At 60.6% G+C, this 25057-nt stretch carries 31 protein-coding genes and 1 tRNA gene; 19 read left to right on the forward strand and 13 right to left on the reverse strand.

Annotation, left to right across the window (positions count from 1 at the left end; all coding sequences use genetic code 11):
• The first annotated feature begins 93 nt into the window (after positions 1 to 93).
• The gene (locus DM813_RS12415) at positions 94 to 510 is read left to right on the forward strand and encodes a DoxX family protein (RefSeq protein ID WP_128323689.1); all 417 of its coding nucleotides are present in this window, start codon (positions 94 to 96) and stop codon (positions 508 to 510) included.
• Positions 511 to 523: 13 nt separating this feature from the next.
• On the opposite strand, the gene DM813_RS12420 is transcribed toward DM813_RS12415, so the two are convergent.
• Positions 524 to 739, reverse strand: coding sequence for a hypothetical protein (locus DM813_RS12420; protein ID WP_431311958.1), 216 nt, complete (start codon positions 737 to 739; stop codon positions 524 to 526).
• Positions 740 to 793: 54 nt separating this feature from the next.
• Between DM813_RS12420 and DM813_RS12425 the strand changes: the two genes are divergently transcribed.
• The gene (locus tag DM813_RS12425; protein WP_128323690.1) at positions 794 to 1036 is read left to right on the forward strand and encodes a hypothetical protein; all 243 of its coding nucleotides are present in this window, start codon (positions 794 to 796) and stop codon (positions 1034 to 1036) included.
• A 7-nt stretch (positions 1037 to 1043) separates the two neighbouring features.
• On the opposite strand, the gene DM813_RS12430 is transcribed toward DM813_RS12425, so the two are convergent.
• A complete protein-coding gene (locus DM813_RS12430; RefSeq protein ID WP_128323691.1) occupies positions 1044 to 1238 on the reverse strand; it encodes a hypothetical protein in 195 nt (64 codons plus the stop codon).
• A 265-nt stretch (positions 1239 to 1503) separates the two neighbouring features.
• Here DM813_RS12430 and DM813_RS28645 point away from each other — a divergent pair, with 265 nt between their 5' ends.
• The gene (locus tag DM813_RS28645) at positions 1504 to 1743 is read left to right on the forward strand and encodes a hypothetical protein (RefSeq protein WP_128323754.1); all 240 of its coding nucleotides are present in this window, start codon (positions 1504 to 1506) and stop codon (positions 1741 to 1743) included.
• Between the two features lie 96 nt (positions 1744 to 1839).
• Here the strand turns inward: DM813_RS28645 and DM813_RS12440 are convergent, their stop codons facing one another.
• Positions 1840 to 2193, reverse strand: coding sequence for a hypothetical protein (locus DM813_RS12440; RefSeq protein ID WP_128323692.1), 354 nt, complete (start codon positions 2191 to 2193; stop codon positions 1840 to 1842).
• A gap of 238 nt (positions 2194 to 2431) precedes the next feature.
• Between DM813_RS12440 and DM813_RS12445 the strand changes: the two genes are divergently transcribed.
• The 3 genes from DM813_RS12445 to DM813_RS12455 all read left to right on the forward strand — a co-directional run bounded on the left by DM813_RS12445 (position 2432) and on the right by DM813_RS12455 (position 3674).
• A complete protein-coding gene (locus DM813_RS12445) occupies positions 2432 to 2677 on the forward strand; it encodes a helix-hairpin-helix domain-containing protein (protein WP_128323693.1) in 246 nt (81 codons plus the stop codon).
• Entirely contained in the window at positions 2649 to 3095 is a 447-nt protein-coding gene (locus tag DM813_RS12450; protein ID WP_128323694.1) for a hypothetical protein, read from the forward strand. Before DM813_RS12445 ends, DM813_RS12450 begins: the two co-directional genes overlap by 29 nt.
• Positions 3096 to 3188: 93 nt before the next feature.
• Positions 3189 to 3674, forward strand: a complete 486-nt coding sequence (locus tag DM813_RS12455) for an acyl-CoA thioesterase (protein WP_128323695.1) — start codon at positions 3189 to 3191, stop codon at positions 3672 to 3674.
• 2 nt (positions 3675 to 3676) lie between these two features.
• Here the strand turns inward: DM813_RS12455 and DM813_RS12460 are convergent, their stop codons facing one another.
• The 3 genes from DM813_RS12460 to DM813_RS12470 all read right to left on the reverse strand — a co-directional run bounded on the left by DM813_RS12460 (position 3677) and on the right by DM813_RS12470 (position 5173).
• Entirely contained in the window at positions 3677 to 4171 is a 495-nt protein-coding gene (locus DM813_RS12460; protein WP_128323696.1) for a hypothetical protein, read from the reverse strand.
• 88 nt (positions 4172 to 4259) lie between these two features.
• A complete protein-coding gene (locus DM813_RS12465; protein ID WP_128323697.1) occupies positions 4260 to 4439 on the reverse strand; it encodes a hypothetical protein in 180 nt (59 codons plus the stop codon).
• Between the two features lie 155 nt (positions 4440 to 4594).
• Positions 4595 to 5173: a hypothetical protein gene (locus DM813_RS12470; RefSeq protein ID WP_128323698.1), complete on the reverse strand. Its 579-nt coding sequence runs from the start codon at positions 5171 to 5173 to the stop codon at positions 4595 to 4597.
• A gap of 405 nt (positions 5174 to 5578) precedes the next feature.
• Here DM813_RS12470 and DM813_RS12475 point away from each other — a divergent pair, with 405 nt between their 5' ends.
• Positions 5579 to 5761 (forward strand): hypothetical protein, encoded by a 183-nt coding sequence (locus tag DM813_RS12475; protein WP_128323699.1) that lies wholly within the window; start codon positions 5579 to 5581, stop codon positions 5759 to 5761.
• 146 nt (positions 5762 to 5907) lie between these two features.
• Complete coding sequence (locus tag DM813_RS12480) at positions 5908 to 6144, forward strand: hypothetical protein (protein ID WP_128323700.1); 237 nt, start codon at positions 5908 to 5910, stop codon at positions 6142 to 6144.
• Positions 6145 to 6369: 225 nt separating this feature from the next.
• Here DM813_RS12480 and DM813_RS12485 read toward each other — a convergent pair.
• Positions 6370 to 6443: transfer RNA gene (locus DM813_RS12485), tRNA-Cys, on the reverse strand.
• A gap of 311 nt (positions 6444 to 6754) precedes the next feature.
• On the opposite strand from DM813_RS12485, the gene alkB reads away from it, so the two are divergent.
• On the forward strand, positions 6755 to 7408 hold the full coding sequence (alkB, locus tag DM813_RS12490) for a DNA oxidative demethylase AlkB (protein WP_128323701.1): 654 nt from the start codon (positions 6755 to 6757) through the stop codon (positions 7406 to 7408).
• A 103-nt stretch (positions 7409 to 7511) separates the two neighbouring features.
• Positions 7512 to 9458 (forward strand): DNA topoisomerase III, encoded by a 1947-nt coding sequence (locus DM813_RS12495; RefSeq protein ID WP_128323702.1) that lies wholly within the window; start codon positions 7512 to 7514, stop codon positions 9456 to 9458.
• Between the two features lie 9 nt (positions 9459 to 9467).
• Here the strand turns inward: DM813_RS12495 and DM813_RS12500 are convergent, their stop codons facing one another.
• Positions 9468 to 10385, reverse strand: coding sequence for a LysR substrate-binding domain-containing protein (locus tag DM813_RS12500; RefSeq protein ID WP_128323703.1), 918 nt, complete (start codon positions 10383 to 10385; stop codon positions 9468 to 9470).
• Positions 10386 to 10482: 97 nt separating this feature from the next.
• Between DM813_RS12500 and DM813_RS12505 the strand changes: the two genes are divergently transcribed.
• From DM813_RS12505 to DM813_RS12535, 7 genes are all read left to right on the forward strand, one after another.
• Positions 10483 to 11574 carry a tartrate dehydrogenase gene (locus DM813_RS12505; protein ID WP_128323704.1) on the forward strand — a complete coding sequence of 364 codons (1092 nt, stop codon included), beginning with the start codon at positions 10483 to 10485 and terminating at the stop codon, positions 11572 to 11574.
• 196 nt (positions 11575 to 11770) lie between these two features.
• Positions 11771 to 13372 (forward strand): BCCT family transporter, encoded by a 1602-nt coding sequence (locus tag DM813_RS12510; protein WP_128323705.1) that lies wholly within the window; start codon positions 11771 to 11773, stop codon positions 13370 to 13372.
• Between the two features lie 125 nt (positions 13373 to 13497).
• A complete protein-coding gene (locus DM813_RS12515; RefSeq protein ID WP_128323706.1) occupies positions 13498 to 14619 on the forward strand; it encodes an aromatic ring-hydroxylating oxygenase subunit alpha in 1122 nt (373 codons plus the stop codon).
• Between the two features lie 51 nt (positions 14620 to 14670).
• A complete protein-coding gene (locus DM813_RS12520) occupies positions 14671 to 16119 on the forward strand; it encodes an NAD-dependent succinate-semialdehyde dehydrogenase (protein ID WP_128323707.1) in 1449 nt (482 codons plus the stop codon).
• 62 nt (positions 16120 to 16181) lie between these two features.
• The gene (locus tag DM813_RS12525) at positions 16182 to 17153 is read left to right on the forward strand and encodes a PDR/VanB family oxidoreductase (RefSeq protein WP_128323708.1); all 972 of its coding nucleotides are present in this window, start codon (positions 16182 to 16184) and stop codon (positions 17151 to 17153) included.
• Positions 17154 to 17319: 166 nt separating this feature from the next.
• A complete protein-coding gene (locus DM813_RS12530; protein ID WP_128323709.1) occupies positions 17320 to 18402 on the forward strand; it encodes a PAS domain-containing protein in 1083 nt (360 codons plus the stop codon).
• A 30-nt stretch (positions 18403 to 18432) separates the two neighbouring features.
• Positions 18433 to 19131 (forward strand): YoaK family protein, encoded by a 699-nt coding sequence (locus DM813_RS12535; RefSeq protein ID WP_128323710.1) that lies wholly within the window; start codon positions 18433 to 18435, stop codon positions 19129 to 19131.
• Between the two features lie 4 nt (positions 19132 to 19135).
• Here the strand turns inward: DM813_RS12535 and DM813_RS12540 are convergent, their stop codons facing one another.
• The 3 genes from DM813_RS12540 to DM813_RS12550 form a co-directional block, all read right to left on the reverse strand.
• Complete coding sequence (locus DM813_RS12540; protein ID WP_128323711.1) at positions 19136 to 19486, reverse strand: hypothetical protein; 351 nt, start codon at positions 19484 to 19486, stop codon at positions 19136 to 19138.
• 96 nt (positions 19487 to 19582) lie between these two features.
• Positions 19583 to 19948 (reverse strand): DUF1641 domain-containing protein, encoded by a 366-nt coding sequence (locus DM813_RS12545; protein WP_128323712.1) that lies wholly within the window; start codon positions 19946 to 19948, stop codon positions 19583 to 19585.
• A 26-nt stretch (positions 19949 to 19974) separates the two neighbouring features.
• Positions 19975 to 21165, reverse strand: a complete 1191-nt coding sequence (locus tag DM813_RS12550; RefSeq protein WP_128323713.1) for an NAD(P)/FAD-dependent oxidoreductase — start codon at positions 21163 to 21165, stop codon at positions 19975 to 19977.
• A 175-nt stretch (positions 21166 to 21340) separates the two neighbouring features.
• On the opposite strand from DM813_RS12550, the gene DM813_RS12555 reads away from it, so the two are divergent.
• Both DM813_RS12555 and DM813_RS12560 read left to right on the forward strand, forming a co-directional pair.
• Positions 21341 to 21994, forward strand: a complete 654-nt coding sequence (locus DM813_RS12555; RefSeq protein WP_128323714.1) for an SOS response-associated peptidase — start codon at positions 21341 to 21343, stop codon at positions 21992 to 21994.
• 75 nt (positions 21995 to 22069) lie between these two features.
• Positions 22070 to 23899 (forward strand): SLC13 family permease, encoded by a 1830-nt coding sequence (locus DM813_RS12560; RefSeq protein WP_128323715.1) that lies wholly within the window; start codon positions 22070 to 22072, stop codon positions 23897 to 23899.
• Here the strand turns inward: DM813_RS12560 and DM813_RS12565 are convergent.
• On the reverse strand, positions 23871 to 24578 hold the full coding sequence (locus DM813_RS12565; RefSeq protein WP_128323716.1) for a DUF3313 domain-containing protein: 708 nt from the start codon (positions 24576 to 24578) through the stop codon (positions 23871 to 23873). The two genes, DM813_RS12560 and DM813_RS12565, sit on opposite strands and share 29 nt — an antisense overlap.
• Positions 24571 to 24894 (reverse strand): hypothetical protein, encoded by a 324-nt coding sequence (locus DM813_RS12570; RefSeq protein ID WP_128323717.1) that lies wholly within the window; start codon positions 24892 to 24894, stop codon positions 24571 to 24573. The genes DM813_RS12565 and DM813_RS12570 overlap by 8 nt, the downstream gene beginning before the upstream one ends.
• Between the last annotated feature and the right edge of the window lie 163 nt (positions 24895 to 25057).

Raw genomic sequence — 25057 nt, forward strand, 5'->3', positions numbered from 1 at the left:
AGGCGCCTTTTTTATTGCCTGCCGCCGTCCGTCGGGGCAAAAACGATAACCAGCTGCTATGGTGAAATGGCCCCATTACAAAGGAAGGCGGCCATGCGCTATACCCTGTTCGATAACCAGCGCGATGTGATCATCCTGCTGGCGCGTATCCTGCTCATGATCCTGTTTGTCATGTCTGGCTGGAGCAAACTGACCGGCTTCGACGGTACCGTCAGCTACCTGGCTTCGCTGGGCGCACCCATGCCCACGGTGGCAGCCGGAGTCGCCGTGATCATGGAGTTTTTTGTCGCCATCTTGCTGATCATCGGCTTCTACACCCGGCCACTGGCGTTTCTGTTCGCCTTGTTCGTGATCGGCACGGCGCTGATTGGCCACCCGTTCTGGACCATGACCGATGAGGCGGCCCGCGCCGCCAACAGTGTGCAGTTTTTCAAGAACCTGAGTATTTGCGGCGGCTTGCTGTTGCTGTCAGTGACCGGCGCTGGCAGATTCTCGGCGGACGGCCGATAAACCGGCGCTCGGCCTAGCAGTCGTCAAGCGGATCGACACCCTCGTCCCAATCCATTTCATCCAGGGTGTCGGCCGACTCATCGTCCTGCGGGTCGAACAGCGGGTCGACTTCGTCCTGCTGGGCGGGGTCAAGGTCATAGAACTCATGATCGAGCAGGTGGTCGTGTTCAGGTTCGTGAATGTCCGGCTCGTCATGCATCATCAGTACCTGTGGCAGCGCGTTTGGCAAAAGGGACGCTTGTATAAGCCAGGGATTCAAAATCGTCAACGCCAGGGAGCCACCATGAAGTATCTGCTGATCGTCCTCACCAGCTACATCGCTTCATTCTATGCCGTCGGGGCCATTGTCGATGCTCGCCTGCAGAGCATGACCGAAGATTTGCGTCATTACGCGCATGCCCCCGCTCAGTCCGAGTACCTTGAGGACGTGCGTGTGCATGCCCAGCATTCGAAGATCGAATACGCCGCCGTGCTGGGCACGCTGCTGGCGTTGGCCCTGTCGATGCTGGTGTGGGTGCTGGGTTGAGTCGCGTTCAGGGCTGGTGCAACAACGCAGCATTGGCCTGACGCACCATCTGCAGCCATTCGCCAGCGCTGACCGCGCCCGATTGCTCCAGACGGTCTGCGGCCATCAATGCCTGGTCGTACGCTTCTTCCTGCAAAACTCCCTCGCCAAGGAACGTTGCGCGCCATTGCAGTATTGCAACAGCCCCTTTTCTGTCTTCCATCTCCATCCCCAACTGGCCGTTAAACAGGCAGCAATGCGGGTTGCCGCCAAAGCGCCGGCAAGATTACAGGAGAGTGAAAGCCATGAGAACAGTTTTCATTATCAATTGAAATAAAAACCTGGATGCTTAACAAGAATCATCTGCTGATGAGTACCGCCACGCCATGACGCGGCTTTTTCTACCTCCTGTCGTTTCCCTCATCGCCTGGTTGCAGCAAGGCAAATCGATGACTAATAGTTACATGTCTGCCTGGGGAGGCGCAAAAATGCAACCAAGATTCGTTATTGTTCCGGCGGTGCCAATCGAGCAGGAGTCCTTCCGCGCAGGCGCCCGGTACTATGCAACCACAGTGCCGGGAGGATTCGACATTTACGATAACCAGGAAAAAATCCGGCTTAAACCCAGCTATCCCGTTAAAGAAGAAGCCATTACTCACTGCGAGCGCATGAACGCTGAACACAGCTGCGTCCCGGAAACTGATGCAGCTTGCTTGATACCGAGCTAGCCTGGCACTTCGACCCTGCCCACAACGCTGGCCTTTGCAGCTCCCTACAAATGCCCCGTAGACGTTAATCTGCGGGGTAGCCCAGCTGGCACGCAATCATGACTGCCGCTTTTTGAGCACCAGCTTCCCGGCGTCATAGGAAACTTCTTCATAGTCTTTGAACAGCGCAATGATCAGCGCCAGGCCCACAGACGCCGCGGCGATGATGGCGGCAATTTCAAGCCCGGTGAGTGCGGCAACCGGCGCCGCGGCGAACATCGACAGACCGCCGGTCAGGGGCATGGCGGCAAGCGCAACGGCTAATGTGCCGAGGGTGACTGAGCCGGCCAGCGCAATTTTCTTCGACCTTTTCACTTTTTCAGCAAGCTCGCCTTGTACGACAATCCGCTCTACGCCTGACTGCCTGGCTGTTGCCAGCTCTTCCTTTGTTCTGACCGTTACGATGCTCATCATGCTTCCTTAATTACCTGGTTTAAGCCCGCCGCGTCTGTCAGCCAGCACTGGACCGTCATGCTGCCGCAGGAGCATTCAAATGATGGCATTTTGACCCTTGACCAGCAACAGGAGTCCGGCAGCACCACAAAGGCCAGACTTTGTGTGGCACGCCAGCCATCAACGGCCTTGTTGAAGCGAACTTGAACTTAAGGCTATCTTCCAGAGCATCATTGCGTTGAAAAGGAGTTCACACGTGCCATTTCCATCGAAGGAGCGCACCGCGCTGCTAGCCCTCAAGGGCGTAGGGCCGACGGTGATTACACGGCTTGAGCAAATGGGTATTGAATCGCTGCAGGAACTTGCCAGGTCGAATGTCAGTGACATCCTGGGGCAAGCAGCTGCCGCATTAGGTTCGACCTGCTGGAAGAACAGCCCTCAAGCCCGAGCTGCCATTACCGCAGCAGTCGAACTTGCAAAAAATCACCAGCAAGTCCGTTGAGCCCACCTATATCCCACACTCAATCAACTCAATCAACTCAATCAACTCAACAATGAATCAATTGGAGAAAGCCTTGGAAGCGCGCAACACTGAAGTACCTGAATCGCCTGCGGACCTGCAATGGATCAACCTGCCGCATGGCGGAAGTCAGGCCGGATTTTATGTTGGCCGCCTCGTTGATGCGTTCAATCAGGAAGGTGTGCGGGAGAAGGTCATTGGTGGAATCCACAAAGGGCTTGCGGAAGTAAAAACCCACTCTCTGGACTTCCTGCTTCGCACGCGCTATGCCAAAACACCTGACACAAAACAAGTGGTTGCCGCTGTGATCGACGACCTGGTGAGTACCGGCCTTTTCCAGCGGTCGACCATGAGCGATCCAGAGACCGGAAAAGCAGTCGATAGCCTCGCACTAACCTGAACAGCCGAACTCGCCCCCTCTCTTGGAGAGGGTCTGGCGGGAATAGCCGCTGCTAAAGTGGCCCGGCATTCGCTCCCGCCCTCAGGAAACACTATGAGCAACCGCGCCACACCCGCCAGCCGGGCAGAATTCAAGTACTTCACCGAAGTAACAACACGCTGGGGTGATCAAGACCCTTACGGACACGTTAATAACGTCGTGTATTACTCCTATTGCGAAGCGGCAATCAGTGAGTTCCTGGTAGCCCGCGGCACGCTGGATATCACCGGCAGCCCGGTGATCGGGCTGATCGTGAACTCAGGCTGCACCTACTTCTCCCCTATCGAGTTTCCCGGGCGGATTGCAGTTGGCGTACGGATATCCCATTTGGGCAACAGCAGTGCGCGTTATGAAGTGGCACTGTTTCGGGGTGACGATGTGCACGCCTCAGCGGTCGCGCATATTGTTTATGTGTACGTCGAGCGGTCCAGTAACGTGTCCGTGCCCATTCCTGCAGCTGTGCGTGCCGAGCTTCATAGCCTGACGGATGACGCCCGCCTGGGAACAGCCGCTCAAGCTGAACCGGCCAACATCAACTGATTTTATAACCCGGGGAAGGATGCTCGCTGAATTGCCTCACGCGCTTGCAGTGCACGCTCAGAAACCACATCCCGGGAAGCCGGAAGCGCAATCGCTTCCATGGCCGACGTCCACTTCAAATAAGCATGGCTAACAGTCAGGTAGCCCGCCGGTGGCTTCTTGCTCGATGTGTAGTAATGGTCGAAGTAATAGCTGTCGACGATGGGCATCGAGCGCTTGCTGCAGCCGACTGGAGACGTGTCGGCGCGCCCGTTCAGGCAGCGTTCAAGTGATTGAGACATCAGTTTCACCACATTTTGCTCTGCTGAACGACTGGGGCTGACCTGATCATTGAGCCATTCTTCGAGGCTGGGATATTTAGCGCTATCTTTGGCCCAAAGTGCTTCAGCAAATTCCCGCTGCTGCCTGGCCTCTTCTTCTGTCATCGGCTTCCATTTCGGCTGGCATGCAGACAGCGCCATCGTCACAACGACAAGTGCGGTAGAACGTTTGAGCATATGACTTTCCGTGTTGATACGACCCGGCAAAAGGGTAACGCTATTCAGCAGGCGGAACGAGGGCCGCCAAGCAAAAGGCTTGGGCGGACTACTCTTTCTGACTCTGTTTCCAGCCTGCTACAACCATAACGGCACCAATGATCAAAAGGATGACCACCGGGGCATCATTACTTTTTTCTCGCAAAATGAAATTCAGCGTTACACCGGCCCCGACCATCAGCAGCATAACCCCGACCACAAAAACACCATTTCGAAATGCCTTATCCATAGCGCGCCCCTTCCTTGATCCCGCCCCAACTGAATATAGCCGCCAGGCGCCGCGCGCGCAGAGGGAAGCAGATTCAACCAGGCCTTTTATGCAGAAATGATCAGTTTTTTTCGAGCGCGCGTGCGTGCTTGTGTGCGCGTAAGCGCTACGGCGGCCTAGTTTTTTCCTTTGATAATCCTGGCAGTTGCAATACCTAGACACTCTTCGAAGGTAATGTTCCCGTGCTTCTCCTTCTCCAAGCAATAGCCTCCAACGTCAAAATTAGGGTTATCGGCATCAATGTCGCTGAAGGTGCTGTACGCGTCTCTTTCTCTCGGAGTGGAGGGTGAGGTTGAGGTTGACGTGGACGACAAGCCCTTATCATCAACGAGTTCGGAGGCCGGCGTAAAATGGGATGGGGGATTTCCGTGAGGCATATCTTTCACAATGGTATATAAGAGCACAACCACCCCGAGCACAGATAATACTGCGATAACCCCAATGAAGCGGATGAAAAACTTAGCCTTGAGTTTTAGCTCTTTAGTGGCGATTATTTTTTCGCGCTCCTTCAGCGATTGCTCAAGGTTTTTTAGCTCTTCTTCCTTTTTATACACCCAGTCTTCCAGTTTCCGGCGCTGGTTTTCATCGTACTCTTTCCTGAGCTCAGCTGCCTTCTCAATGAGCTCATCTGTCTTTTTGCCTGCGCCCTCTTTGAGCACGTTAGCTTTTTCTTTTATAAATTTCAGGGCGTCCAAGTTCTAATCTTCCAATGTGAAGTTTTTTTGTCAGCAGGGAAAGACAGGGTACGTCGAGGTACGTATTGCTACTAACGGTCGCGTGGAGTCACGCAAATATCGCGAAGCATTACAATCCCTCTCCCGGCGCCCTGCCGACCGCCAAAAATCAGCTGCACGTGACCATCCACAGCTGGTCGAGCCTGGTGGCAGCATCCAGCATCAGCCTTTGCCAATTCCATTGCCGACTTAATGCCCACGCCTTCAAAATCAGAAAGTAGAGGCGGCAGTACAGGTAAGACCGGCTACCTGGGCAGGTGCTCCTGCTTTCGCCGCCTGACCCAAAAGATAGAAGTCTGCTAAATTGGCGCGCCTCCCAGTGCGGGCCACGCTCAAGCCGCAACCATTGAACATACAGGAGTAACCATGATCTGGGCAGTTTTGGTAATAGGGGTACTGTTTCTTTCCATTATTGGAATCGGCTGCACCTTGGTCATCTTTAGTAAAGATGAAGGGTTAGGAAAACGGGTTCTTATAAGCGTGATTGGTGTTTCAATTCTCGCTGCAACCTGGAACGGCACTGGCTGGCTAGTAGAGAATTTAAAGTAACTTCTCTGCCCCTACGACCTTGCATGGGCGCTCGCCTCCTCCTGCGCCATCTCAACGCCACCGGTCACTTCGCTCAATGCTTTCTTGCAGCCTACGAAACAGACGACTACTACTAAAGTCTATATCTGCCTGGGGAGGCACGAAAAATGCAAAAGCGATTCGTTACTATTCCGGCCGTTCCGATTGAAGAAGAATCTTTCCGATCAGGCGCTCGCTTCTACGCCAACACGGTGCCGGGAGGATTCGACATCTACGACAACCAGGAAAAATTACGCCTCAAGCCAAGCTATACAGCCAAGGCGACGGCAGATGCCGCGTGCGCAAAAATGAATATGGAGTCACGTAACCCTGACGAACTCTTCCTGCCGCTGCGTACTTGTTGACAATAGCGCCCGCCTCAAAATCGATAGCTGCTTGGCCCGACGCACTCGAAAGAGTACCTGCCGTCAGGTAGCGTGGTTTAGAGGTCACTGAGCGCTCCGGATGCAAAAAGCCCAGCGCAATGGCTGGGCTCAACGGTTGGTCAATATGGAAAGTATTGGAACTCCGCGCTTTTCGAGCACGCAAAGAAAAACCCCGCAGACGTTAATCTGCGGGGCTTTCAATAATGGAGGCCGAGGTCGGAATCGAACCGGCGTAGACGGATTTGCAATCCGGAGCATAACCACTTTGCTACTCGGCCTCAAATGCCCGAGATCCTCTAAACAGCAATCTCAAACATATACAACTCTTTAAGGAAACAACTCGATAAAACCGCTATCTCCTTGAAAACGCTAAGCTTTTCAGCTGCCTCGTTTTCGATGGACGCAATTATGGACTCATTCGATTGAGCTGGCAACCCCTTGAATTCAAAAAGTTTATTTTTTTCTTTCAAGGGCGCTGAAGTGCCGCGATGCGGGGGTTCAAGCGCAACGTACAGGGTGACGCGGGCCCGGCAAAGGGTCTTATCATAAAGCGTCTTTCCCCTGCCCGCTTCATTAATGGCTGTTTACGATGCAAACCGAACTGGACCTGTTCGATCCTCAAAGCCCGCAGCAACCGCAATGGGTCGGCCCACACGCGGTGCTGCTGCCGGGCTTTGCCCTGCCTCAGGTTGAGGCGATGTTGCCGGCCCTGCGCCAGGTGGTGGCCTCGGCGCCATTTCGCCATATGCTCACACCCGGCGGTCTTAAAATGGCCGTAGGGCTTACCAACTGTGGCGCACTGGGCTGGGTCAGTGACCGTCAGGGTTACCGCTACAGCCCGGTCGATCCGCTGAGCAACCGACCATGGCCGGCAATGCCGGAGGTATTGCTCGACCTGGCCGGACACGCGGCAGCCCTGGCGGGGTTTGCCGACTTCAGCCCCGACGCCTGCCTGGTCAACTGCTATCGCCCCGGTAACCGCCTGAGCCTGCATCAGGACCGCGACGAGCAAGACTTCAGCCAGCCGATCGTGTCGGTATCGCTCGGTTTGCCGGCGGTGTTCCTGCTCGGCGGACACCGGCGAAACGAGCCCACCCAGCGTATCGGCCTGCGCCACGGCGATGTGCTGGTGTGGGGCGGCGAAGACCGTTTGCGTTTTCATGGTGTGCTGCCGCTCAAGCCAGGTGCGCACCCGGTGCTTGGGAGTCTGCGAATCAACCTGACTTTGCGCAAGGCGGGCTGAGCAGACAACATTAGCTGTATATCTATACAGATAAAACTTGCCAGCCCTGTCAATCCTGCGCATGCTATGGCCCACCCCAGCCATAGAATGACACCCCGCCGGCATGCGCCTGTTTCTCTGCGAAAAGCCTTCCCAGGCCAAGGATATTGCCAAGGTCCTCGGCGCCAACCGCCGCGGTGATGGCTGCTGGGTGGGCAGCAATGTGACTGTGACCTGGTGCATCGGCCACTTGCTCGAAACCGCCCCGCCCGATAGCTACGATGCCCGCTACAAGCGCTGGGTGCTGGCTGACCTGCCGATCATTCCGAGCCAATGGAAGATGCTGGTCAAGCCGAAAACCGCCAGCCAGTTCAAGGCCGTCAAACGCCTGCTCGGCGAGGCCAGCGAGCTGGTGATCGCCACCGACGCCGACCGCGAAGGCGAAATGATCGCCCGTGAGCTGGTCGAACACTGCCGCTACCGCGGGCCGATCCAGCGCCTGTGGCTGTCGGCACTGGACGATGCCTCGATCCGCAAGGCCCTCGCCGCACTCAAGCCAGGCAACGAAACCTTCAGCCTGTATCACTCGGCCCTGGGCCGTTCACGGGCCGACTGGCTGATCGGCATGAACATGAGCCGACTCTTTACCTTGCTGGGCCGGCAGTCCGGTTATCAGGGCGTGCTGCCGGTGGGCAGGGTGCAAACCCCGACCTTGCGCCTGGTGGTCGACCGCGACCGCAGCATCGCCAACTTCGTACCGGTGGCGTTCTGGGCCATTGACGTACTGCTCGACAGCGCCGGCACCCGGTTCACCGCGCAATGGCGGGCCAGCGAAGATGCCTGCGACGACCAGGGCCGCTGCCTTAATCAGGCACTGGCACAGGACGCAGCGGCGGCCATCGGCAACGCCCACAGCGCCCAGGTGGTCAAGGTGGCTACCGAGCGCGTACGCGAAGCGGCACCGTTGCCCTTCGACCTCGGCACCTTGCAGGAACTGTGCTCGAAAAAATTCGGCCTGGGCGCCCAGGAAACCCTCGACATCGCCCAGGCGCTGTACGAAACCCACAAGCTCATTACCTACCCACGCAGCGATTGCGGCTACCTGCCGGTCAGCCAGCACGCCGAGGCCCCAGGCACTCTGGCTGCGTTGCTGCGTGCCGACTCCGGCCTTGCGCCCCTGCAACCGCACCTGCAGGCCCAGCGCAAATCACGGGCCTGGAACGACGCCAAGGTCAGCGCCCACCACGGCATCATTCCCACGGCCGCCGCCAGCGACCCTTCTCGCCTGCCGCCCAAGTACAAGGCGGTGTATACCCTGATTCGCGCCCGCTACCTGGCGCAGTTCCTGCCCAATCACGAGTATGACCGCACCCAGGCCGACTTCGACTGCGCCGGCCAGGCCTTGCGAGCCGTCGGCAAGCAGATCGTCGAACCTGGCTGGCGCCGCGCCCTGCCCGAAGCCCTGACCCCGGGCAAAGGCCGCGAAGCACCCGTTGCCCAGGTGCTGCCGGCCTTGCATCAGGGCCAGGACTGCCAGGTGGCCGAGGTCAACCTCAAGGACCTGTGGACCCAGCCGCCCAAGCCGTTTACCGAAGGCGACCTGATCAAGGCCATGAAAAACGTCGCCAAGCTGGTGGACGACCCGCGCCTGAAGCAGAAGCTCAAGGAAACCACCGGCATCGGCACCGAAGCCACGCGTGCCGGCATCATTCAAGGCCTGCTCGATCGCGGCTACCTGATCAAACAGGGCAAGGCGCTCAGCGCCACGCCGGCCGCCTTCAGCCTGATCGATGCCGTACCCCGAGCCATCGCCGACCCAGGCACCACAGCGATCTGGGAACAGGCGCTGGACATGGTCCAGAGCGGCGAGATGAGCCTTGAAACTTTCGTTGCCAAACAATCGGCCTGGATGAGCAAGCAAGTGGAGCGCTGTGCGGGCCTGCAGCTGACCATCAGCGGTCCGGCGACGCCGGCCGGGCGTGGCGGCGCGCCATGGAAAAAGAAACGCAAGCGCAGCGCGACAGCGACGAAAACCCCGCGTAAACCGCGCGCCAAAACGCAGCAGGGCTGAGCCCCGGGGTCAGCCCAGGGCCGGCAAGCTGTAACGCTCGGCAAAGTACTGACGGAAAAACTCCACCGCCACCCGCACCTTGGCTGAACTGGCCAGGGGCGAGGTGTATACCGCCCAGATGTCCGCTGGCTGATGGTAATCGCCCAGCACCTGGACCAGCCGCCCCTCCGCCAGGCTGTCGTGCACATCCCACCACGAGCGCAGCAGAATCCCCCGTCCATCCAGGCACCAGTGGTGCGCCACTTCGCCATGGTTGCTCGACAGGTTGCCGGTCACCCGCACGCTTTCTTCGCCCTGGGGCCCCTCCAGCTGCCAGATGCCGAACGGATGGTCACGTTCCTTGATCACCAGGCAATCGTGGCTGGCCAGCTCGGCCAGCGCTTTGGGCGTGCCACGTCGCGCCAGGTACGCCGGTGCGGCGCACAGTACCCGGCGGTTTTTGGCCAGGGGCTTGGCGATCAGGTTGGGCGCAATCGCGTTACCCACACGAATGTCGAGGTCAACGCCCTCTTCGATCAGATCGACCAGCCTGTCATGCACATCCAGCCTGATGTCCAGGCGCGGAAAACGCTCGGCCAGCTCCGACAGGGCCGGGGCAACGAAACGCCGCCCCAGGCCCAGGCTGCTGGCGATGCGCAGCTGGCCCGTCGGTTCGCGATGTTGGGCGCTGATGTCGTCGCCCATGCGCTGCACCGCGTCGAAAATCTGCTGGGCCCATTGGTACACCCGCTCACCCTCCTCGCTCACTGTCACCCGTCGGGTGGTGCGGTGCAGCAGGCGCACCTCCAGGGTTTGTTCGAGTACGCGGATGCGCTTGCTGATGAACGCGGCGGACATGCCCAGCTCATCGGCCACCGCCGCAAAACTGGCGCGCTTGGCCACCTGGAGAAAGATGTTGAGGTCGTCGAGGCTCGGAAAATTATTCACGTTTCGTGCACTAAGAATCTATGAATGGCGAGATTATCTCTGAATAAAGCCCTTATAGCATGGCCAGCACCTGTTCCCTAGACAACGAGTGCGCCCCATGAGCAAGACTTTCAAAATCGCCGCCATCCCGGGTGACGGCATCGGCATCGAAGTTCTCCCCGAAGGTATCCGCGTGGTCGAAGCGGCGGCGCGCAAGCACGGCCTGGACATCAGCTTCGAATTCTTCGAGTGGGCCAGCTGCGACTACTACCTGGCCCACGGCAAGATGATGCCGGACGACTGGTTCGAACAACTCAAGGATTTTGACGCGCTGTACTTCGGTGCGGTCGGCTGGCCAGACAAGGTGCCGGACCACATCTCGCTGTGGGGCTCGCTGCTCAAGTTCCGCCGCGACTTCGACCAGTACGTGAACATCCGTCCGGTGCGCCTGTTCCCTGGCGTACCGTGCCCGCTGGCCGGTCGCGAACCGGGCGACATCGACTTCGTGGTGATCCGCGAAAACACCGAGGGTGAATACTCGTCCCTGGGCGGTCGCATGTTCGAAGGCACCGAGAACGAGTTCGTCCTGCAGGAGTCGGTGTTCACCCGCCGTGGTGTGGACCGCATCCTCAAGTACGCCTTCGACGTCGCCCAGACCCGCGAGCGCAAACACGTTACTTCGGCGACCAAGTCCAACGGCATGGCCGTGAGCATGCCTTACTGGGACGAGCGCACCGCCGCCATGGCTGCCAATTATCCGGAAATCAGCTGGGACAAGCAGCACATTGATATCCTCTGTGCCCGCTTCGTACTGCAGCCCGACCGCTTCGACGTGGTGGTGGCCTCGAACCTGTTCGGCGACATCCTCTCCGACCTCGGCCCGGCCTGCGCCGGCACCATCGGCATCGCGCCGTCGGCCAACCTCAACCCCGAGCGCAAGTTCCCGTCGCTGTTCGAACCGGTACACGGTTCGGCCCCGGACATTTTCGGCAAGAACATCGCCAACCCGATCGCGATGATCTGGTCCGGCGCCCTGATGCTCGACTTCCTCGGCAACGACGGCGCCGACCCACGCTACCGCGCCGCCCACGATGACATCCTCAAGGCCATCGAGCAGGTCATCGCCGCCGGCCAGACCACCCGCGACATGGGCGGCCAGCAGTCGACCCAGCAGGTCGGCCAGGCGATCACCGCGTTGATCAAAGGCTGATTGAGTGGGGCCAATTGTCAGAATTGTCAGACAAAGCGGCCCCACCCTCTTGCGAGCGGCGTGGATTGAATGCAGAATCTGTTAACCCAAAGATTCACGTTAACCTTTAGTTAACAACCCAGGGAAGGAGCAGCACCGCAACACCCCGGAATGCCTGCCGGGTATAGATAAGTACGCCAACGTCCAGGAGACGATGATGTCGCACAAAAATAAAAAGATTGATGTGTTCCTGATTACTGTGAGTTTGATTGCCGTGCTACTCACCGTAATTGGCCTTGCAGCCTTCCCCAGCGAAGCTGAAAGCGCCGCCAACCAGTTGTTCGAGCTGTCCACCCGCACCTTCGGTACCAGTGTCCAGGTATTGGTGTTCGGTAGCTCGCTGGCCGTGCTGTACCTGGCCTTCAGCAAGTACGGCAATATCCGCCTGGGCAGTGGCAAACCCGAGTACGCGACAGCGACTTGGGTGTTCATGTTTATCTGTGCCGGTATGGGCTCCTCGACCCTCTACTGGGGCGTCATGGAGTGGGCCTACTACTACCAGACCCCTGGCCTGAACATCGCCGCCGCTACCCCTAAAGCCCTCGAGTACAGCATCAGCTACTCGTTCTTCCACTGGGGTGTGAGCGCCTGGTCGATCTATGCCCTGGCCTCCCTGGCCATGGCCTACCATTTCCACGTGCGCAAGAAGAGCGGCCTGAACCTGGCCTCGATCGTTGAAGCCGTCACCGGTTTCAAAGCCACCGGCCCGGTCGGTCGCACCGTCGACCTGATCTTCCTGCTGACCATGATGGGCGCCCTGACCGTTTCCCTTGCCCTCACCGCCTCGACCCTGACCCGTGGCCTGCATGACCTGACCGGCACCCCCGACACCTTCACCGTGCAACTGATGGTGATTGGCGCCGTGGCGATCATGTTCTCGCTCAGCTCTTACATCGGTATCGACGGTGGCCTGCAACGCCTGAGCAAGATGGTCTGCATCGGCGCACTGGTGTTTGCCGGCGTGGTGCTGCTGGTCGGCCCGACCCAGTTCACCATCAACAACACGGCCAACTCGATTGGCCTGATGATCCAGAACTACGTGCACATGAGCCTGTTCACCGACCCGGCGGGCGACGGTGCCTTCACCCGCAACTGGACGGTGTTCTACTGGCTGTGGTGGGTGTCTTACGCACCTGGCGTGGCCATGTTCGTGACCCGCGTTTCGCGTGGCCGGCAAATCAAGGAAGTGGTCCTGGCCCTGCTGCTGGGCGGTAGCTTCGGTTGCTGGTTCTTCTTCGGCGCGCTGGAAAGCTACAGCATGCACCAGTTCATTACCGGTGCCGTGGACGTGCCGAAAATGCTCAGCGAGCAAGGCGGCGAATCGGCCGTGACCCACCTGCTGCTGGCACTGCCATGGGGCCAGGTGTTCCTGGGTGTGTACCTGTTCATCATGGCGATCTTCTGTGCCTCGCACATGGACGCCGCGGCCTATGCCGTAGCCGCCACCAGCACCCGCAACCTGCGTGAAGGTGACGACCCGACGCCAACCCACCGCCTGTTCTGGTGTGTGGTGCTGACTCTGGTGCCGCTGGCCATGCTGTTTGCCAAGGCATCGCTGTCGACCATGAAGACCGCCGTAGTGCTGACCGCGATCCCGTTCATGGTGATCCTGCTGGTGAAGATCTACGGCTTCTTCAAATGGATGTTCGAAGATTACGGCCAGATGCCGGCCTACCGTATTGAAGAAGAGGCAGCGCGCATGGCCGGGGAAGAACCCAAGGCCGTGAACGAAGCCCCTGCCCCGGTTGCGGCTCAATAGAACGAAACCCTCGTTAGTCCTGTGCGTCCTGCAAGGGCAGGCGCCAGGACCTTTTTTTGCCCGACCTGTTAACTGATAGATACGCGTTAACTGACAACTAAAAACCGAGCTTGTGAGACCCGATCATGAATGACTTCAAACGCCTGCCCGCCGATTTCTGCGCCAACGCCGAAGAGGCCTTCACCATCCCTGCCAGCTTCTACACCCAGCCTGCAGTGTTCGAGCACGAGAAAGAAGCGATCTTCGCACGCAGCTGGATCTGCGTCGGCCACCGCAGTGAAGTGGCAGAGAACAACGCCTACATCACCCGCGAAGTGATCGGCGAAAGCATCATCGTCGTGCGTGGCCGCGACAGCGTGCTGCGCGCCTTCTACAACGTCTGCCCGCACCGTGGCCACCAGCTGCTCAGCGGCAGCGGCAAGGCCAAGAACGTCATCACCTGCCCGTACCACGCCTGGACCTTCAAGCTCGACGGCGAGCTGGCCCACGCGCGCAACTGCGACAACGTGGTGAACTTCGACAAAGAAAATTCCACCCTGGTGCAACTGCGCGTCGAAGAATACGCAGGCTTCATCTTCATCAACATGGACATGGAAGCCGGCTCGGTCGAAGACCAGCTGCCAGGCCTGCAAAAGCGCATGCGCGAAGCCTGCGGCGTGATCGACGACCTGCACCTGGCGGCCCGTTTTGTCAGCGACACCCCGGCCAACTGGAAGTCGATCGTCGACAACTACCTCGAGTGCTACCACTGCGCCCCTGCCCACCCAGGCTTCGCCGACTCGGTGGACGTTGGCCAGTACAGCCATAACCTGCATGGCAACTGGACCCTGCAATACGGCCTGGCCAAGCCATCGGAGCAGTCGTTCAAATTTGACGAGAGCGTGAAAGACCCGTCCTTCGCCGGTTTCTGGGCGTGGCCGTGCACCATGTTCAACGTGCCGCCAGGAGCGAACTTCATGACCGTGATCTACGAGTTCCCGGTCGACGCCGAAACCACCCTGCAGCACTACGACATCTACTTCCTCAACAAGGACATCACCGAAGAACAGCAGAAGCTGATCGACTGGTACCGCGAAGTGTTCCGCCCGGAAGACCTGCGCCTGGTGGAAAGCGTGCAGAAAGGCCTGAAGTCCCGCGGCTACCGTGGCCAGGGCCGGATCATGGCCGACCGTGAGCGCAGCGGCATGAGCGAGCACGGCATCGCCCACTTCCACAACCTGATCGCCGTCGCCCACCTCGACGACTGATAGCCCTCGCCGCAGGCCCTCCCGCCTGCGGCGATCTTCGGAGTGCCTTGCATGCAACTCAATGACAACACCCTGCTGCGCCAGCAAGCCTACATCGACGGGCGCTGGTGCAATGCCGACGATGGCCGCACCCTCGCGGTGACCGACCCAGCCGATGGCACGTTGCTCGGCAGCGTACCGCTGATGGGCGGCGCCGAAGCCAAGCGCGCCATCGAAGCGGCCGAAGCAGCCCTGGCCGGCTGGCGCGCCCGTACCGCCAAAGACCGTGCGCAAATTCTGCGCCGCTGGTTCGAATTGCTGCTCGAACACGAGCAGGACCTGGCCCGGCTGATGACCTTCGAACAGGGCAAGCCGCTGCACGAAGCCCTGGGTGAAATCCGCTACGCCGCCTCCTTCGTCGAGTGGTTCGCCGAAGAGGGCAAGCGCGTGTACGGCGACGTGATCCCGAGCCCGGCCAACGACAAACGCCTGCTGGTGATCAAGCAGGGCATCGGCGTGTGCACCGCGATCACCCCGTGGAACTTCCCGGCGGCGATGATCACCCGCAAAGTCGCCCCGGCCCTGGCCGCCGGCTGCACCATGGTGGTCAAGCCAGCCAACGAAACGCCGTTCTGTGCCCTCGCCCTGGTCGAGCTGGCCGAGCGTGCCGGCGTACCGGCCGGCGCGTTCAGCGTGGTCACCGGTGATGCACCGGCGATCGGCGCACAGTTCACCGGCCACCCTGCCGTGCGCAAGCTGAGCTTCACAGGCTCCACCCCGGTCGGCCGCCTGCTGATGGGCCAGTGCGCTGAAACCATCAAGAAAGTCAGCCTGGAACTGGGCGGCAACGCGCCGTTCATTGTCTTCGCCGACGCCGACATCGACGCCGCCGTCGAAGGCGCGCTGATTGCCAAATACCGCAACGCCGGCCAGACCTGCGTGTGCGTCAACCGCTTCTATATCCATGACAGCGTCTACGCGCAGTTCAGCGAGCGCTTCGTCGAACGTGTGCGCCAGCTGGACGTTGGCCATGGCACTGCCGCCGGCACGCAGATCGGCCCACTGATTACCGACAAGGCCGTGGCCAAGGTGCGCAGCCTGATCGACGACGCAGTGGGTAAAGGCGCCGAACTGGTGCTGGGCGGACAGGCCCACGCCCTGGGCGGAACCTTCTTCGAGCCCACCGTGCTGGCCAACGTCGGCCCGGGCATGGAACTGCTGGAAGAAGAGATCTTCGGCCCGGTGGCAGCCCTGGTGCGCTTCACCAGCGACGACGAAGTCATCGCCCTGGCCAACGCCACCCAGTACGGCCTGGCAGCGTACTTCTACAGCCGCGATATCGCCCGCGTGTTCAAGGTCGCCGAGCAGCTGGAATACGGCATGGTCGGGGTCAACACCGGGCTGATCTCCAACGAGGTCGCGCCGTTCGGTGGCATCAAACAATCGGGCCTGGGCCGTGAAGGCTCCAAGTACGGCATCGAGGATTATCTGGAAATCAAATACCTGTGCCTCGCCGTCTGAGCGAGCACCGGTTCCGGGACGCGGCAGGGCCTGCCGCGTTGCCCCTGCAGTCGAGGTGAACCATGGCCAACAAATACGAAATGTTCAGCGTGCACGTAACCGAAGTGGAACAGGCCACGCCGCTGATCAAGCGCTTCACCCTGGCCCGTGAAGACGGTGCACCGATGCCCGCCTTCACCGGTGGCAGCCATGTCATCGTGCAGATGCAGGGCGCCGACGGCAGCCAGTTCAGCAACGCCTACTCGCTGATGAGCGACCCGCGCGACACCCGCAGCTACCAGATCGGCGTGCGCCTGGAAGAGCAATCCAAGGGCGGTTCGGCGTTCATGCACCAGCAGGTTGAAGTCGGTACGCAGTTGACCATCTCTTCGCCGAACAACCTCTTCGCCCTCGACCCCAGCGCCGGTCGCCACGTGCTGATCGCCGGCGGTATCGGCATTACCCCGTTCCTGGCACAGCTGCATGAGCTCGAAGGCGGCGCCACCGACTACGAACTGCACTACGCGTTCCGCGCCCCTGAGCACGGCGCGTTCCAGGCGCAGCTGGCCAGCGGCCCGCATGCCGACAACACCCATTTCTACATCGACAGCCTGGATCGCAAACTCGACCTGGCTGCGCTCTGCGCGTCCTTGGCAGACGATGCGCACCTGTACGTCTGCGGCCCGAAACCGTTGATTGACGCGGTGATCGCCACTGCCGCCAAAGCCGGTATCGCCGACCAGCGCGTGCACTGGGAGCAATTTGCTGCCACCCCGGTCACTGGCGCGGCCTTTACCGTGGTGCTGGCCCAGTCGGGCATCGAACTGCAGGTAGAAGAAGGCATGACCATTCTTCAGGCCATCGAGAAGTCCAAGGCTGCCAAGGTCGAGTGCCTGTGCCGCGAAGGCGTGTGCGGCACTTGCGAAACGGCGATTCTGGAAGGTGAAGCGGAACACTTTGATCAGTACCTGAGCGATGAAGAAAAGGCCTCGCAGCAGAGCATGATGCTGTGTGTCTCGCGGGCCCGTTCGGCGCGCCTGGTCCTCGACCTGTAACGCATTGCTGCCCAGATCGCAGGCTCCTACAGGCAACCTGTAGGAGCTGGCGACAGCCTGCGATTGAGCGCAAAGCGCTCACCTGCGTTGCACCCACCGTCAACCCAAAGTTAACGGGTTATGTATACTGGCAGGCTCTTGGCCCCGATCAGGACACCCTGCGCCCATGATGGAAAACAGCTTCGCCTTCCGCCTCAAGGAACTGCTCGAGCACCACAAGCTGACCCTGCAAGCGGTGGGGACGGCACTCGGCATCTCGCGCACGGCCGTGCACAAATGGACCCGCGGCGGCGAAATCGATTACGACAACCTGCGCAAACTGGCGGACTTTCTCAAGGTCAACTGGATCTGGTTGCGCTACGGCGAAGAAGCCCTGCAGAACATCCAGCAGCCACAAGTGGTGGAGCTGCCGATGACCGACCTGCGCCGACGCTACACCGCCGAAATCATGGAAAGCGAAACGCGCATGAAGCTGGCCCAGGAAGGCGCGCGCATCGTCACCTGGGAATGGAACCTGATCAGCGACGAAGTCACCTACTCGCCAAACGTCGAACAGGTGTACGGCTGGCCCGTGCATCGCAACGAAGATTTCTGGGTGCACCTGCCTGCCGAAGACGTTGCGCACATGCAGGCCATGTACGCACAGGCCGTGGCCGATGGCAGCGGTTGCGAATGTGATTTTCGCATCACCCGCCCAGATGGCGAACAACGCTGGATTTCCTCACGGGCGACGGTGGTGCGCGACAGCGTCGGCCGCTCGGTGAAAATGGTCGGCATCAGCATGGACAACACCGAACGCCAGGTGGCCGAACACGCCCTGCGCATCAGCGAAGAACGCTTTCGCGCCATCTTCGAACTGGCCTGGGGCGCCCTCGCCTACATCGACCCGGACGGCACCTGGCAGCGGGTCAACAATAGCCTCTGCGAACTGCTTGGCTACCGCGCCGAAGAGCTCTACGGCATGACCTTCCAGCAGATCACCCACCCCGACGACTTGCCGGCCAACCTACAGTTGCTGCAACGCATGCTGGCCGGCGAAACCGAGCGCTACGAAGTCGAAAAACGCGTGCGGCATAAAAACGGCAGCTACATTTGGGTGCGTGCACGTACGTCACTGCAACGACGTCAGGACGGTGAGCCGGAACACCTGATCAGCGTCTTCGAAGACATCAGCACCGAGCGTGGCGAACGCGAACGCCTGCAAGCGCATATCGCCGGACTCGAGGCCAGGCTGGCGCAACGCGCCTGATACCCACCTTGTCGATCGGGAGTGCAAGGGATGCTGCCAGGATCTTCATATGCGTCAGCCCGGGCCATGCGCACGAACAGATTGCGCGGCAAGGTCGGGCTGTACTTTGTTGCTGCCCTGTCGGTGCTGGCCGGCATGACCGATGCCATCGGCTTTATGGCCACCGGCGATTTCGTCTCGTTCATGAGCGGCAACACCACGCGCCTGGCCGTGTCGCTGGGTGAAGGTGACACCAGCCTGGTGCTGCGCATCGGCGCGCTGTTGCTGGCCTTCGTGGTGGGTAACGCGCTGGGTGTGGTGGTTGCCCGCCTGAGCGGCCGCAGGCCCTGGCCACTGCTCTCGCTGATTGCTGCGCTGCTGGCGTCGGCCGCTTTGCTGCCCGCTGCCTGGCAGTTGCCGGCGCTGATCGCCGCGGTGACTGCCATGGGCATGATCAATGCGGTGGTTGAGGAAGTGAACGGCCTGCCCATCGGCCTGACCTACGTCACCGGTGCACTGTCGCGCTTTGGTCGCGGGCTTGGCCGGGCGCTGCTGGGCGAGCGCCGTCAGGGCTGGCGCGTGCAACTGATTCCCTGGGCCGGGATGTTCGCTGGCGCGGTAGCCGGCGCGCTGCTGGAGCAACGCTTCGGCATCGCCGCCTTGCTGTTCAGCGCCTTGCTGGCTGCTGCGCTGGCGCTGGTCTCGCTGACCATTCCGCGGCGCTGGCAGCTCAGGTACATGCCCCGCTAGCGGATTACAGGCAGGTGGCCAACGCGGCCATGCGGCGCAGGGCAACGCTGTCGTTGTGCTGGGCGTAGTAACTGACCGCGGTGTTGCCACCTTGTGGCTGGATGTCGGCGAACGACTCGGCTTCGCGGGTGTACACGGTAAAGCCGCCCTGCTTGCCTGGCTCCAGGTAGCCGCTGGCGTCGACGCCAAACACCGACTCGTCCTGCCAGCCAAACTGGATGCACTGCGCCACGCGGTCGGCAGGCTTGCTCGAGGTGAGCTGCTTGGTCGGTGCCTTGGCCCGTGCCGCCTCCATGGCCGAAGAGGCACAACCGGCCAATACTGCTGCAGCGACCATCACCATGACTACCCGCATGACTCACCCTCGTCGGAAAAAAAACCGACTTTACCATTGCCCGCGCGCCAACACCCGCGCCTCAACCGGGTGATCGCGATAAAGTTCAGCAGTTAATCAGCCTTGCTTGCCCAGGGCATTCAGCACCCGCAGCACCAAGGCACAGCCCTGACGGGTATTCGGGTCGCGTAGCAGCGCCAGTAAACCGATCAGGCTGGGCGGTGTGGGTTGCTCACGGGTCTGGGCTTTGGCCAGGCGGATGGCATTGCCCAGGTTCCAGCTCAGCGCCGTGGCCTCCTCGAACTGTGTCGAGAGCTTTTCCACCAAAGGTGCATCCAGCAGGTCCACCAGGTCGGAGAGCAACGAGGCCAGGTCCACCAGATTGTCCAGCCGGCCACCGTCGAGCAACGGTTGCAGTTTGTTCAACAGGGCCTCGAGGCCCGGGTTGCTGACCTGCTGTACAGGCGATTCGATCACACTCATGTCTATCGGCTCCTTGCCAGTTCAGGTCACAGCATGCCGCGGGCGACGGCCCAGTACAGGCCGCGGTTGAAACCGTTGCGCAACAGGCCTCCGAGCTTGGTCGGCGGCGTGGGCAGCACATCGCGCTGATAGTCGTAGGTCAACGGCATCCCCGCATTCAGGCCCATCTGTGCGGCGGCTTGCACCTTGCCGTCATACACCGCCACTGTTCTGCCCAGGCGAATCTCGCCGGCGATATTGTTGACGATCACCGGCGCCTGGTTATGGCAGGCCCCGCCCGCTTTGCTGACCGGCAGATCGACCGTGTCGCCGATCACGTAGACGCCATCGAGCCCGTAAACCTGCAAGGTCTCGTGGTTGGTTGGCAGCCAGCCTTCCTGGTTAGGCGCCTGCGACGCACCGCTTTGCAGCACCGCATCCACGGCGCGGATCGGCGGCGTGGCCATAAGGATGTCGTACGGCTGCGCCTGGCCCTCTTCGGAGTAGGCAATGCGCTGCTCGGGGTCAACCTTGGCAAGGGTGAACCCGCGTTCAAAGCGGATGTTTTTCTGGGCGAAAATGCCCGGCAGTATTTCCCCCGTCGGCCGCTGCAGGAACAGGCAATTGCGTAGCAGCTGGGCGGTGGTCGGATAGGTGTAGATGATCTCGACCTTGTCGCGCACCCCGCGCCGGCGCAGGTAGTCGTCGAGCATCAAGGTGGTTTCCACCGGCGCGATACCACATTGGTGCGGCACGTTGGGGGTTTGCGGGAAGGTCACGGTGATGAAGATCCGCCCCTTCTGGATGGTTGCCAGGCGCTGGGCGAGCTGGCGCGCAGGCGCATACTGATAGAAATGATCGCCGCCCTGCTGCAAGCCTTCGATACGCTCCGGCGCCGGCACGCAACCGGTGGCAATCACCAGAAAATCATAGCCAAAGCGTTTGCCGGAGCGGGTGTGCAGCGTCTGTGCGGCGAAATCGAAGCGGGTCACCTCCTGCACCTGAAAATCGATTTCCGGGCGCAGCAACGAGCGCTCGGGGCGCTTAAGCTCTTCATTGAAGTGCAAGTCGAAGGCGACATACATGAACGCCGGCTTGTAGAAATGATCCGGCGAGCTGGACAGCAAGGTGATCCGCACCTGGCCTGCGAGGATCTCCGGGTAGAGCTTAACCACCAGTTGATTGGCCAGCAGGGTGCCGCCTACCCCACCGCCCACGACGACAATATGTTTGCTCATACGTACGCTTCCATGCGAATAAAGCCACAAAATCTTCATGGCCATATTCAAAGAAGCATCGGCTATAAACCAATAACTTTTGGCGATACCTGTTAGTTCTTTTTCATCACGTTCAGCGAAGATAGCCTCTGATACCGTATCAGAACCTGAAATCGCCCTGAATGAGGGTGCCAACATGTGCGGAAGACTGAGCCAGTACCATGGCATCCACGACTTCGTCGACGCCCTGAGCATGCCCGGCGCCCTGGCCAATGAAGTCGGTGATCAGCCCTTGGCGCACTTCAATGTCGCCCCCAGCACCAACGTCGCCGTGTTCACCCCCGGCCGGGCCCGATGGTTACGCTGGGGCTGGCGCCCGCACTGGGCGCACGATCGCGCACCGCCGATCAATGCGCGGGTAGAGAAAGTCGCGCACTCGCCATTCTTCCGGGCGATCTGGGGCCATCGCTTGCTGGTGCCGGTGGATGGCTGGTTCGAGTGGGTCGACGAAGGCGAGGCGAAAAAGCAGCCCTACTACATTCATCGCCGCGATGGCCTGCCGGCGTTCTGTGCCGGTATCGGCCAATGGGATGTGGCCGACGACGACGGCTTTGTCATCGTCACCGCCGACAGCGTCGGCGGCATGGTGGATATCCATGACCGCCGCCCTGTCGTGTTCGCACCGGACCTGGCCCGGGCCTGGCTGAACCCGGCGTGCGACAAGGCCGAGGCCGAACAGATGCTGCTGAACCTGGGCGAACCGTCGGAAGCGTTCGCCTGGTACCGGGTCGACAAGGCGGTGGGGAATGTACGGAATCAGGGGGCCGCATTACTACAACAGCTCAACTAGCCACGCCCATACAAATCAATGAAGCGTCATGTGCTTTCTGCCAGACTCTGTGCACTCACGTATCAGGAAGATTGCATGAACGACGAACTGTTCTGGGTGCTGGGCCTGCTGTTTACCAGCGTGGCCCTGTTCATTGCCAACCGGCCGCGCATGGATGTGGTCGCCCTGCTGGTGATCGTGGCGCTACCCCTCACCGGCATTCTCAGCGTGCAGGAAGCCCTCGCCGGCTTCAGCGACCCCAACGTGGTGCTGATCGCCGCGCTGTTCGTGATCGGTGAAGGCCTGGTGCGCACCGGCATCGCCTACCGCATCGGTGAATGGATGGCCGACCGCGCCGGTAACAGTGAGGTGCGTTTGCTGGTGTTGTTGATGGTCTGTGTGGCCGGGCTGGGCTCGGTGATGAGCTCGACCGGGGTGGTCGCGATTTTCATTCCGGTGGTGCTGAGCATCGCCGCACGCATGAAGGTGTCCCCCAGCCGCCTGATGATGCCGCTCAGTTTTGCCGGCTTGATCAGCGGCATGCTCAGCCTGGTCGCCACACCGCCCAACGTGGTGGTGCACAGTGAACTGGTGCGCCACGGCGAGACCGGTTTCAGCTTCTTCAGCTTTACCCCGTTCGGCCTGGTGATCCTGGTGCTGGGCGTCGGTTACATGCTGCTGACTCGCCACTGGCTCAGCGGCGAGGTGCGCAAGGACGGCACCCCGCAAACCCGCCGCACCCTGCTCGACCTGATCATCGACTACAAGCTGGCCGGCCGCGAACGCCGCCTGCGGGTGCGCCCGGACTCGCCGCTGATCGGGCACAGCCTGAGCGAGCTGAAACTGCGCACCGTGCACGGCGCCAACGTGGTCGGCATCGAGCGCCAGCACAAGTTCACCACCCGGGTGATCAGCCCCGACTCCAGCACCACGGTGCACGAGGGCGATGTGCTGCTGCTCGACCTGTTCGCCCCGCGCGATGACCTGCGCAGCCTGTGCCAGAGCATGAAGCTGGAGCCCCTGCACTTCAAGGCGGCCTATTTTATCGACCAGTCCCACGCCGTGGGCATGGCCGAGGTCGCCGTGGTGCCGGGCTCGCAACTGATCGGCAAAAGCATCCTGGAACTGAATTTCCGCACCCGCTGGGACCTGAACGTGGTCGGCTTGCGCCGTGGTCAGAGCGCCATTGAAGAACAACTGGTAGAGGAGAAACTAAAGCTCGGCGACACCCTGCTGGTGATCGGCCCGTGGAAGTCGGTGCGTCAGCTCCAGGCGCAACCCCGGGACTTTCTGGTACTGAGCCTGCCCGCCGAAGTCGACAATGTCGCCCCCGCTCTGACCCAGGCGCCTTATGCCCTGATCAGCCTGGCGGTGATGGTCGGGTTGATGATCAGTGGCCTGGTGCCCAACGTCATTGCCGCCCTGATCGGCTGCCTGCTGATGGGCGCCGGGCGCTGCATCGACATGAACAGTGCCTACCGGGCGATCCACTGGCAGAGCCTGGTGCTGATCGTCGGCATGTTGCCGTTTGCTCTGGCCCTGCAGAAAACCGGCGGTATCGCCCTGGCGGTCAACGGGTTGGTGCAAACGCTTGGCGGCGCCGGGCCTTATATGATCCTCGCCAGCCTGTTTGCCATCACCGCGATCATCGGCCTGTTCATCTCCAACACCGCCACGGCGGTATTGATGGCACCGGTGGCCGTGAACACTGCCGAGCAACTGGGTGCCTCGCCCTACCCGTTCGCGATGATTGTCGCCCTGGCGGCCTCGGCGGCGTTCATGACGCCCGTCTCGTCCCCGGTCAACACCCTGGTGCTGGGCCCCGGGCAGTACCGCTTCGCCGACTTCATCAAAGTCGGCGTGCCCTTCACCTTGCTGGTGATGGTAGTCAGCGTATTCATGGTGCCGTGGATATTTGCCCTGTGAAGGCAGCGGCGTTCTGCTGCTTGAGCGATTGCGCAGCGTTGCGCCAGTCCTGGGCCCAGCCGTCGAGCACCAGCTTGAGGTTCTCGGCGGTCATCACCTGGTCGTCGTTCTCCAGCGGCAGGCCGGTGCCCTTGCGCACCACTTCGGCCACCACGGCGCGGCTGCCGCCATCGAGGAACGCCGCCTCGGTGGCGATCACACTGTCCAGGTCGCGAATGCCAATGGCGCTGCTGACTCCGGCGGCCACCAGGGTCACCGGCAGGTACTCATAGTAGTGCAGTGACTGGGTATGGGCGCCCACCGAGGTAATGGCCGGGCGCACGATCAAGGTATTCGGCCCGGGCTGCTCGACCAGGTTCAAGACCTTGCCCAGTTCGCGCTTGAGCGCAGCATCATAATAGGTGGTGACCGCCTTCAAGGTTGAGTCGGGAATCTGCGCTGTAGCCTTGGGTTGCGGGTAGAACTGGCTCGGCGCGATATACACTTGGGAGTAACGCTCCATGCGCACGTCGGGGCTGATCCAGCGCAACACCGAGTCACCGGAGGCGGTCTTGTGCTCGCTCAGCTGGTCGTAATTGCGCAAAAAGCCGGAATAGTCCTTGGGCGCCACCTTGTTCTGGCTGCAACCGGCGATCAGCAGCGACATGCACAGCACCGGGGCGATGAGTTGTTTACGCATGCTGTGCGCTCCCTTGCTGTGGTTGTGACGCTCTTGGCGGGGTGCCGGAACGTTCGACATGCAGCTGACCATTGGCCATGATCCAGTGCACCAGCTCGGACAGCGACACCTTGTAGGTGTATTCCATCCACTGGCTGTTGCTCGGGCTGTAACGCTCGAAGTAGTGACCGAGGATCATGTGGGTGCCGTCGTTGCACAATCCCAGGCGCGAATCCTGGTAATTGAGCAAGGCGTTGCGCCACAGGTCCTGGGCAGGCAGTTCGAGGGTCAGGGACTGACTGCAATCGAGGCCGTCAATCGGAGGTTGTGCCGGCATGGAAAATTCCCTTTGGTTTGGATGGCCGACAGGATCGCCCAGGGCCTTTGCTGGCTGATGTCCGCTTTGTTTCCTGATTGCAGCTTTATTACGTGATTGAAATATATGACCGGCGCCGCAGAATGGTTTTAGATACGCACCTTTTCACGCCCCACGGGACCTG

It is taken from the genome of Pseudomonas alkylphenolica (assembly GCF_004025535.1).
In the GTDB taxonomy this organism is placed as follows: domain Bacteria; phylum Pseudomonadota; class Gammaproteobacteria; order Pseudomonadales; family Pseudomonadaceae; genus Aquipseudomonas; species Aquipseudomonas alkylphenolica_A.

Excerpts from the sequence above, each read along its gene's own strand:
- DM813_RS12415 (WP_128323689.1), top strand. The coding sequence starts at position 94 with ATGCGCTATACCCTGTTCGATAACCAGCGCGATGTGATCATCCTGCTG.
- DM813_RS12425 (WP_128323690.1), top strand. The coding sequence starts at position 794 with ATGAAGTATCTGCTGATCGTCCTCACCAGCTACATCGCTTCATTCTAT.
- DM813_RS12430 (WP_128323691.1), bottom strand. The coding sequence starts at position 1,238 with ATGGAAGACAGAAAAGGGGCTGTTGCAATACTGCAATGGCGCGCAACG.
- DM813_RS28645 (WP_128323754.1), top strand. The coding sequence starts at position 1,504 with ATGCAACCAAGATTCGTTATTGTTCCGGCGGTGCCAATCGAGCAGGAG.
- DM813_RS12440 (WP_128323692.1), bottom strand. The coding sequence starts at position 2,193 with ATGAGCATCGTAACGGTCAGAACAAAGGAAGAGCTGGCAACAGCCAGG.
- DM813_RS12455 (WP_128323695.1), top strand. The coding sequence starts at position 3,189 with ATGAGCAACCGCGCCACACCCGCCAGCCGGGCAGAATTCAAGTACTTC.
- DM813_RS12460 (WP_128323696.1), bottom strand. The coding sequence starts at position 4,171 with ATGCTCAAACGTTCTACCGCACTTGTCGTTGTGACGATGGCGCTGTCT.
- DM813_RS12465 (WP_128323697.1), bottom strand. The coding sequence starts at position 4,439 with ATGGATAAGGCATTTCGAAATGGTGTTTTTGTGGTCGGGGTTATGCTG.
- DM813_RS12475 (WP_128323699.1), top strand. The coding sequence starts at position 5,579 with ATGATCTGGGCAGTTTTGGTAATAGGGGTACTGTTTCTTTCCATTATT.
- DM813_RS12480 (WP_128323700.1), top strand. The coding sequence starts at position 5,908 with ATGCAAAAGCGATTCGTTACTATTCCGGCCGTTCCGATTGAAGAAGAA.
- alkB (WP_128323701.1), top strand. The coding sequence starts at position 6,755 with ATGCAAACCGAACTGGACCTGTTCGATCCTCAAAGCCCGCAGCAACCG.
- DM813_RS12495 (WP_128323702.1), top strand. The coding sequence starts at position 7,512 with ATGCGCCTGTTTCTCTGCGAAAAGCCTTCCCAGGCCAAGGATATTGCC.
- DM813_RS12505 (WP_128323704.1), top strand. The coding sequence starts at position 10,483 with ATGAGCAAGACTTTCAAAATCGCCGCCATCCCGGGTGACGGCATCGGC.
- DM813_RS12510 (WP_128323705.1), top strand. The coding sequence starts at position 11,771 with ATGTCGCACAAAAATAAAAAGATTGATGTGTTCCTGATTACTGTGAGT.
- DM813_RS12515 (WP_128323706.1), top strand. The coding sequence starts at position 13,498 with ATGAATGACTTCAAACGCCTGCCCGCCGATTTCTGCGCCAACGCCGAA.
- DM813_RS12520 (WP_128323707.1), top strand. The coding sequence starts at position 14,671 with ATGCAACTCAATGACAACACCCTGCTGCGCCAGCAAGCCTACATCGAC.
- DM813_RS12525 (WP_128323708.1), top strand. The coding sequence starts at position 16,182 with ATGGCCAACAAATACGAAATGTTCAGCGTGCACGTAACCGAAGTGGAA.
- DM813_RS12530 (WP_128323709.1), top strand. The coding sequence starts at position 17,320 with ATGATGGAAAACAGCTTCGCCTTCCGCCTCAAGGAACTGCTCGAGCAC.
- DM813_RS12535 (WP_128323710.1), top strand. The coding sequence starts at position 18,433 with ATGCTGCCAGGATCTTCATATGCGTCAGCCCGGGCCATGCGCACGAAC.
- DM813_RS12540 (WP_128323711.1), bottom strand. The coding sequence starts at position 19,486 with ATGCGGGTAGTCATGGTGATGGTCGCTGCAGCAGTATTGGCCGGTTGT.
- DM813_RS12545 (WP_128323712.1), bottom strand. The coding sequence starts at position 19,948 with ATGAGTGTGATCGAATCGCCTGTACAGCAGGTCAGCAACCCGGGCCTC.
- DM813_RS12550 (WP_128323713.1), bottom strand. The coding sequence starts at position 21,165 with ATGAGCAAACATATTGTCGTCGTGGGCGGTGGGGTAGGCGGCACCCTG.
- DM813_RS12555 (WP_128323714.1), top strand. The coding sequence starts at position 21,341 with ATGTGCGGAAGACTGAGCCAGTACCATGGCATCCACGACTTCGTCGAC.
- DM813_RS12560 (WP_128323715.1), top strand. The coding sequence starts at position 22,070 with ATGAACGACGAACTGTTCTGGGTGCTGGGCCTGCTGTTTACCAGCGTG.
- DM813_RS12565 (WP_128323716.1), bottom strand. The coding sequence starts at position 24,578 with ATGCGTAAACAACTCATCGCCCCGGTGCTGTGCATGTCGCTGCTGATC.
- DM813_RS12570 (WP_128323717.1), bottom strand. The coding sequence starts at position 24,894 with ATGCCGGCACAACCTCCGATTGACGGCCTCGATTGCAGTCAGTCCCTG.